This is a genomic window from Azospirillum sp. B4, assembly GCF_000333275.1.
Lineage (GTDB): Bacteria > Pseudomonadota > Alphaproteobacteria > Azospirillales > Azospirillaceae > Nitrospirillum.
Window position 1 is genome coordinate 1 of the sequence record NZ_BACU01000398.1, and the last position, 6,886, is coordinate 6,886.

General features: G+C 69.5%; 5 protein-coding genes. 4 read left to right on the plus strand and 1 reads right to left on the minus strand.

Annotated elements, in window-relative coordinates; all coding sequences use genetic code 11:
- On the plus strand, positions 1-845 hold an 845-nt coding region (locus I55_RS33200), incomplete at its 5' end, for a GGDEF domain-containing protein (protein WP_148293809.1).
- Between the two features lie 50 nt (positions 846-895).
- On the opposite strand, the gene I55_RS17785 is transcribed toward I55_RS33200, so the two are convergent.
- Complete coding sequence (locus I55_RS17785; protein ID WP_044561920.1) at positions 896-1,423, minus strand: hypothetical protein; 528 nt, start codon at positions 1,421-1,423, stop codon at positions 896-898.
- Positions 1,424-1,639: 216 nt separating this feature from the next.
- Between I55_RS17785 and I55_RS17790 the strand changes: the two genes are divergently transcribed.
- The 3 genes from I55_RS17790 (at position 1,640) to I55_RS17800 (ending at position 6,833) form a co-directional block, all read left to right on the plus strand.
- Positions 1,640-4,153 carry a methyl-accepting chemotaxis protein gene (locus I55_RS17790; protein ID WP_044561921.1) on the plus strand — a complete coding sequence of 838 codons (2,514 nt, stop codon included), beginning with the start codon at positions 1,640-1,642 and terminating at the stop codon, positions 4,151-4,153.
- Positions 4,154-4,395: 242 nt separating this feature from the next.
- Positions 4,396-5,004 (plus strand): helix-turn-helix domain-containing protein, encoded by a 609-nt coding sequence (locus I55_RS17795; RefSeq protein ID WP_044561922.1) that lies wholly within the window; start codon positions 4,396-4,398, stop codon positions 5,002-5,004.
- Positions 5,005-5,150: 146 nt separating this feature from the next.
- On the plus strand, positions 5,151-6,833 hold the full coding sequence (locus I55_RS17800) for a prolyl oligopeptidase family serine peptidase (protein ID WP_049974239.1): 1,683 nt from the start codon (positions 5,151-5,153) through the stop codon (positions 6,831-6,833).
- Positions 6,834-6,886: the final 53 nt, after the last annotated feature.

The following is a 6,886-nucleotide window of genomic DNA, read 5'->3' on the forward strand; positions in this document are numbered from 1 at the left end:
CCGATATTGACCGGCGGACGCGCGACCTGGTCCTGTCCGCCCGCATCCTGGCGCGGGCGGAAGGACCGCAGGACGTGGTGGGGCCACCGGACGGGAGGACGGCCGACATCCGCGCCCGCGCCTTCGCCGACATCCGCACCCAGACCCGCGACGGCATCCTGTCACCTCTGGACCAGGCGGTCAGCCGCTTCGAAACGGAGGCGGTGGATCGCGTGGAATGGCTCCGGCGGGCGCAGTTGGGTGTGCTGGCCATTCTGCTGACCACCCTGTTGGCGGAGGCCATTTTCATCTTCCGCCCCCTGGTCGGACGCCTGAAGGTCTATGCCGGCCGGCTCTATGACATGGCCAACCGCGACCTGCTGACCAGCCTGCCCAACCGCCGCCATTTTCTGGACCTGGGGGAACGTGAGGTGCGGCGGGGGCGTGAGACGGCCTGTCCGCTGGCCCTGCTGATGATCGACATCGACCACTTCAAATCCATCAACGACACCTTCGGCCATGAGACGGGCGACCGGGTGCTGGCGCAGTTTGGCCGTCTGCTCCAGGGCTGGCTTCGGCCCGGTGAGGCCGTGGGCCGCATGGGGGGCGAGGAGTTCGCCGTGCTGCTGCCGGACGCCGACGCCGTGGATGCGATCGCCCGGGCAGAAAGCCTGCGGCGCGCGGTGGAGGCGGCCCCCGCCAACGGCCAATCCACCCTGGCCTGGACCATCAGTGTCGGCGTGGCCGTGATTCCGGGCACCCCCGCCGGCGACGGTCTGGCGGATGGCCTGCGCCGCGCCGACGAGGCGCTCTACCTCGCCAAGGTGGAGGGCCGGAACCGGGTGCGGCTCAACCCTGGTCCCTGACGTCCATCCCCATCGTTAGGCCCAGGGCCGACCGCTGGCGGCCAGGTGGTTCAGGCGTCGTAGCGGCCGTGGCGGGGCGTACGCTCCATCCCCAGGGGACGCACCGGCAGCGCCAGGCCGTGGGCGCCCAGGGCGCCTGCCATGGCGCGGGATGCCACCAGCACGCCCTCGGTGGCGCCCGGCCGCATCAGATGCTCCACCAGGGCGTAGAGGCGGGCGGTGGTGGTGGGGTCGCCCGATGGTTGCGCCAAGGCCAGCAGCCGCAGCAGTTGGCGTTCGTCCGGCGTCAAGTCACGGCAGCCGGGACAGCCCACCCGTGGCCGGTGCCGGGCGGACCGGCCGTACAGCAGCAGGAAGGCGCGAAAGGTGGCCATCACCTCGTCCGCGTCCTCGCCACAGGCCTGCAGGAAGGCGTGGCGGATCAGGGGACAGCTGCGTTGGCTGGGGCTGTGGCCGGCATAGGGCTGGGCCATGTGGCGCAGGCTCCACACCAGCAGCCGTTCCCCGGCGCTGAGTCCTTCCAGCGGGGCGGGCAGGGGCAGGCTGTCGCGGTGGGTGATCAGCAGATCGTCGGGCATGTCGGGCCTAGCAGCTATCGTCTCCAGGTCGCCACGATAACGCGAGTCATTATCAATATCAACGCATCTCGGCGTCCTTTTCCGGGAAATGACGTTTTGGGGTGGCATTCACCACTTATGGTTAGGAGGCTAAAGCCCCTACGAAGGGTTAACCTTTTCCCAGTCCAGGCTGGACGCGGAAAACAGCCTGGGGACAAGACTGGGGGAGGAGCGACGATGCGCGACACGGGGCCCGTGACCGACCGTGAGGTTGAGCTGCCCAATGGTGACCTGCTGATCTCCCGCACCGACACGTCTGGCCGCATCACCTACGCCAACCGCGCCCTTATCCGCGTCAGCGGCTACAGCCATGAGGAACTGGTGGGGTCACCGCACAGCATCGTGCGGCATCCCGACATGCCCAAGGCGGCCTTCGCCGACTTGTGGGCCACCGTCCGGGCGGGGCGCCCCTGGGAGGGCGTGATCAAGAACCGGACCAAGGCGGGCGATCCCTATTGGGTGCGTGCTGGTGTCACACCGGTGGTGGAGGGTGGTCAGGTCACCGGCTTCATTTCCGTCGGGGCCAAGCCAACCCGGGACGAGGTGCGGGCCGCCGAGGCGCTGCACGCCGAATTGCGCGCCGGCCGGGGCGTGATGCGGGAGGGTGTGGCCGTCGCCACGGGGCCGGGTCCCCGCCTGCGCCGAGTCATGGGCAGCGTGCGCGGCCGCATGATCCTGACCATGGGCATCATGATCGCCTGCACCCTGGTGGCGGGCGGCTTGCGCTTCATGGGGCTGGGTGACGCGGGCGCCGACAGCGCCGCCTGGCTGTGGGCCAACGCCGTCATCATCCTGGTGTCGCTGGCCGTGTCCGTGGTGGGCGGCCACATCATCCTGCGGGCGCAAGGCCAAGCGCTGAACCGGCTGGAAGGGCACTTCGCCGCCGTGGCCGTGGGTGAGTTCGACCGGCCCATGCCGCCCGACCCGGTGGCGGAGTTCCAGGCCTTGACCACCACCCTGCGGGCCTTGCGCGTGCGCCTGGCCTTCGGCATGGACGAACGGGTGGAACTGACGGAGCGCACGCGCGAGGATGCGCGCCTGGCGCTCCTGGAAACCTGCCGCGCCATCGAGGCGGACCTGAACGCCACCTGGATGGGGGTGGAACGGGGCAGCCACCGGGCGGTGGACGGAGTGATGCACCTGAAGCAGGCCGTGACCGTGGTGCGTGAGAACACGGTGGCTGTGTCGGCCGCGGCGGAACAGGCCAGTGGCAACGCCGGCAACGTGGCGGCGGCGACGGAAGAGCTGAGCGCCGCCGGCGATGAGATCGCCCGCCAGGCAGCCCGCTCCAGCGATGTGGCGCGCCGCGCGGTGGAGAGCGCCCGCCAGGCCGCCGGCGCCATCGAACGGATGGAGGAGGCGACCTACCAGATCGGTACCGTCACCGACCTGATCGCCAGCATCGCCGGCCAGACCAACCTGCTGGCCCTGAACGCCACCATAGAGGCGGCCCGCGCCGGTGACGCCGGCAAGGGCTTCGCCGTGGTGGCGCATGAGGTGAAGTCGCTGTCCGGCCAGACGCAAAAGGCGACGGACGACATCGGCACCCAGGTGTCGGGCCTGCGCGGGGCGGTGGCCGCCAGCGTGGACGCCATCCGCGCCGTCATCGCCGTGATCGGTGAGATCAATGAGGCGTCCTCCGCCACGGCGGCGGCGGTGGAGCAGCAGTCCGCCGCCAACGCGGAGATCGGGCGCAGCGCGTCGGAATCCGCCGGCGCCGCCCAGCAGGTTGTCGCACAGGGTGGGCAGCATCGCGGGCAGTCGGATGAGATCGCCAGCATCGCGCCCGCCCTGGATCTGCGGGTCGGCGAGACACAGACCGCCGTGGTCGACCTGAAGCGGCGCATGACCATCGCCCTGCGCCAGTCGCTGGCGGGCGACCGCCGCGCCGCAGATCGCGTGCCGTGCGAGGTGCCGGCGACGGTGGAGGTGGACGGCCGGTCCCACCCCGGTCGCCTGCAGGACCTGTCGTTGCGCGGCGCGCTGATGGCGGTGGACGACCTGCCGGCGGTGGCCGACCAGCAGGACGTGGCGCTGGTCCTGGACGGCGTGGGCCGGGTGTCGGCCGTGGTGGCGGGGGTCAGCGAACTGGGCCTGCACCTCTGCTTCACCCATGTCGACATGCAGAAGCGGGACCGGCTGCAGGCGGTGCTGAACAGCTCCGTCGAACGGCATCGATCCTACATCGACCTGGCCCTGTCCACCGCCGCCCGCATGTCCCAGGCGCTGGAGCACGCCGTGCGGAAGGGGGAGATCGATGAGGACGCCCTGTTCTCCACCGGCCTTGAACCCATCGCCGGCACCGACCCGCAGCAATACATGGCGGCCTACACCCCCCTGACCGACCGGTTGTTCCCCGATATCCAGGAACCGGTGGCGGCCGGCGACCCCCGCATCCAGTTCTGCGCCGCCGTCGTGCCATCGGGCTATCTGCCCACCCACATGAAGCGGGTGTCGCAGCCGCAGCGGCCGGGCGACTACGTCTGGAACATGGCCAACAGCCGCAACCGCCGCCTGTTCAACGACCGCGCCGGCCTGGCGGCCGGCCGCAACACCGGCGACTATCTGGTCCAGTCCTACGCCCGCGACATGGGGGGCGGCGTCATCGTCCGCCTTAAGGAGGTGGACGCCCCCATCCGCGTGCGCGGCCGCATCTGGGGCAACGTCCGCGTCGCCTTCAAGGACGCGTGACGGCGGGACCAAAGCCGGACCACCGGCGGCGACCGCAATTTTTTTGACAAGTGAACAAATTTGAACCGTCCCGCCCAGGGCGTCGCGGCTATGCGGCGCCGGCGGGAGTTGCCGTCTTTACCCCGAGGGGACCGTCACCTACTAGAATAGGACAAATGTAATAACCGGTACCCACGTCCCGAGGCCGCACCCCGGGCGTATGCATGAGGGGCCGGGGAGGGGGCTAGCACAGGGGGCCTGCCATGCACACCGTCAGCACCACCGACCGCCGCCGACAGATGCCCATGGGCGACCGCATCCGCGCCCGGCGCAAGGCCCTGGGCCTGACCCTGCAGCAGGTGGCCCAGCGTTCCGGTCTGTCCGCCCCCTTCATCAGCCAGGCGGAACGCGACCTCAGCGTGCCGTCGCTGGTGTCGCTGCTGGCCTTGGCCGACGCCCTGACGGTGGATCTGACCTATTTCATGGAGGTGCCGGACAGCGGCGCCATCGTCCACCGCGCGGCCAAACCCAGCCGCATCGCGATCGACAGCCCCGTCGACTATATCGACCTGGCCTCCGACCTGAATGGGCGCAAGCTGGACATCATCCTGATGCGGGTGCCGCCTGGCCATGCCTTCCCCACCGACCAGCGCAACGGCGAGGATTTCCTGTACGTCGTCGAGGGGGAAATCACCGGCGTGGTGGGTAAGACCAAGGCCCGCCTGGGCCCTGGCGACAACCTGCACTTCGACAGCCTGCAGCCCCACAGCGCCCGCAACACCTCCGACCGCGAGGCGCTGGTGCTGTACGTCGGCACCCCCTCCATCTTCCGCAAGACGGCGGATGGCGTCATTGACGCCGCCGACGCCTGAGGGCCCGCGAACACCCACCCCTTTTGACTTAAGCAGGGATATTGCATCCGGCCGCGTCCTGACCCACTACTTAGGGCAACAGAGATGGGTGGCGCCAACTTCCCCTTCGGCAGTGGGGGCGGTGGGGCGCCCCACGGATGGGGTTCATGAAGCATACGATCAGCGCCCTTCTGCTGTCGCCCGGCCTGATGCTGGGGGCGACCGCCGCCTTCGCCGATTCCACGCCCGCCACGCCGTCCACCAGCGTTCCAGGGACAGGCATTCCTGAGGACAGCCGGGCGTGGATGGAGGACATGAACAACCCCGACGCGCTGGCCTGGGCCAAGGCGGAGACGGACCGGTCCACCGCCCTTCTGCAGGCCGACCCGCGCTACCCCGCCCTACTGGCGGAGGCGACGGCCATCGCCGAAAGCAAGGACCGGGTGCCGGGCGTCAGCTTCCGGGGGGACGCCGTCTATAATTTCTGGCAGGACGCGGACCATGTGCAGGGCCTGTGGCGCACCACCACCCTGGCCAGCTTCGCCAAGGACAAGCCCGACTGGCAGACCGTGCTGGACGTGGACGCGCTGGCCAAGGCCGAGGGCGTGAAGTGGGTGTTCAAGGGCACCGATTGCGACGAGGAAAGCCGCCGCCATTGCGTAGTGCATCTGTCCAACGGCGGTGAGGACGCGATCACCCTGCGGGAATTTGACCTGAAGACCCGGGCCTTCGTGCCCGGCGGCTTCACCCTGCCGCGCGGCAAGCAGTCGGTCACCTGGGCCGATCCCCAGACCCTGCTGGTGGCCCGGGAATGGGGCCCCGACACCATGAGCGCCGCGGGCTATCCCCTGGTCGTGAAGTCGTTGCGGCGCGGCCAGCCGCTGGACCAGGCGCACGTGGTTTTCCAGGGCGACAGGACGGACATGAGCGTGGGTGCCGAAACCCTGCGCGATGCCCAGGGCCGCCAGGCGGTGGTCATCGTCCGCAACCGCAGCTTCTTCCAGTCGGAGAAATACCTGCTGGTGGACGGCCAGCCCCGGCGCCTGGACCTGCCGCAGAAGTCCAGCATCCACGGCCTGCACGATGGCCAGCTGATCGTGGAGGTGAAGGAGGACTGGTCCGTTGGCGGTGCCACCATCGGCCAGGGCTCGGTCGTGGCGCTGGACCTGGCGGCGGTGTCCGCCGACCCGTCCCACCTGCGCCCCGTCGTGGTCTACGCCCCGACATCGCGCGAAGGCCTGACGGGGTTGGACTTCACCAGGCACCACCTGGTGATCAGCCTGACCGACAATGTGAAGGGCCGGGTCTACGTCGCCGACCGCAACGCCGATGGCACTTGGCGCCGGGCTCTGCTGCAACTGCCGGACAATTCCAACATCACCGTTACCGGCGCGGACCGCGACCATGACCGCATCTTCGTCACCGTGGCCGGCTTCCTGGACCCGCTGACCCTGTCCGTCGTCGACACCAACACCGGGACGGTGGAAAAGCTGAAGTCCACGCCACCGCAGTTCGATGCGTCCAAGGCGGTGGTGGAGCAGCATGAGGCGGTGTCCAGCGACGGCACCCGCGTGCCCTACTTCGTGGTGCGGCCGCGCGACGTGCCCTTCGATGGGTCCACCCCCACGCTGCTGTACGCCTATGGCGGGTTCGAGGTGCCGATGCTGCCGCGCTATCTGGGCGCCACCGGCAAGCTGTGGCTGGGACGGGGGGGCGCCTATGTCCTGGCCAACATCCGGGGTGGTGGGGAGTTCGGCCCCGCCTGGCATGACGCCGGGCTGAAGACCAAGCGGCAGGTGATCTATGACGACTTCGTCGCCGTGGGCCGCGACCTGATCGCCACCAGCTGACCAGCACGCCGCACCTGGGCATCGAGGGGCGATCCAACGGCGGCCTGCTGATG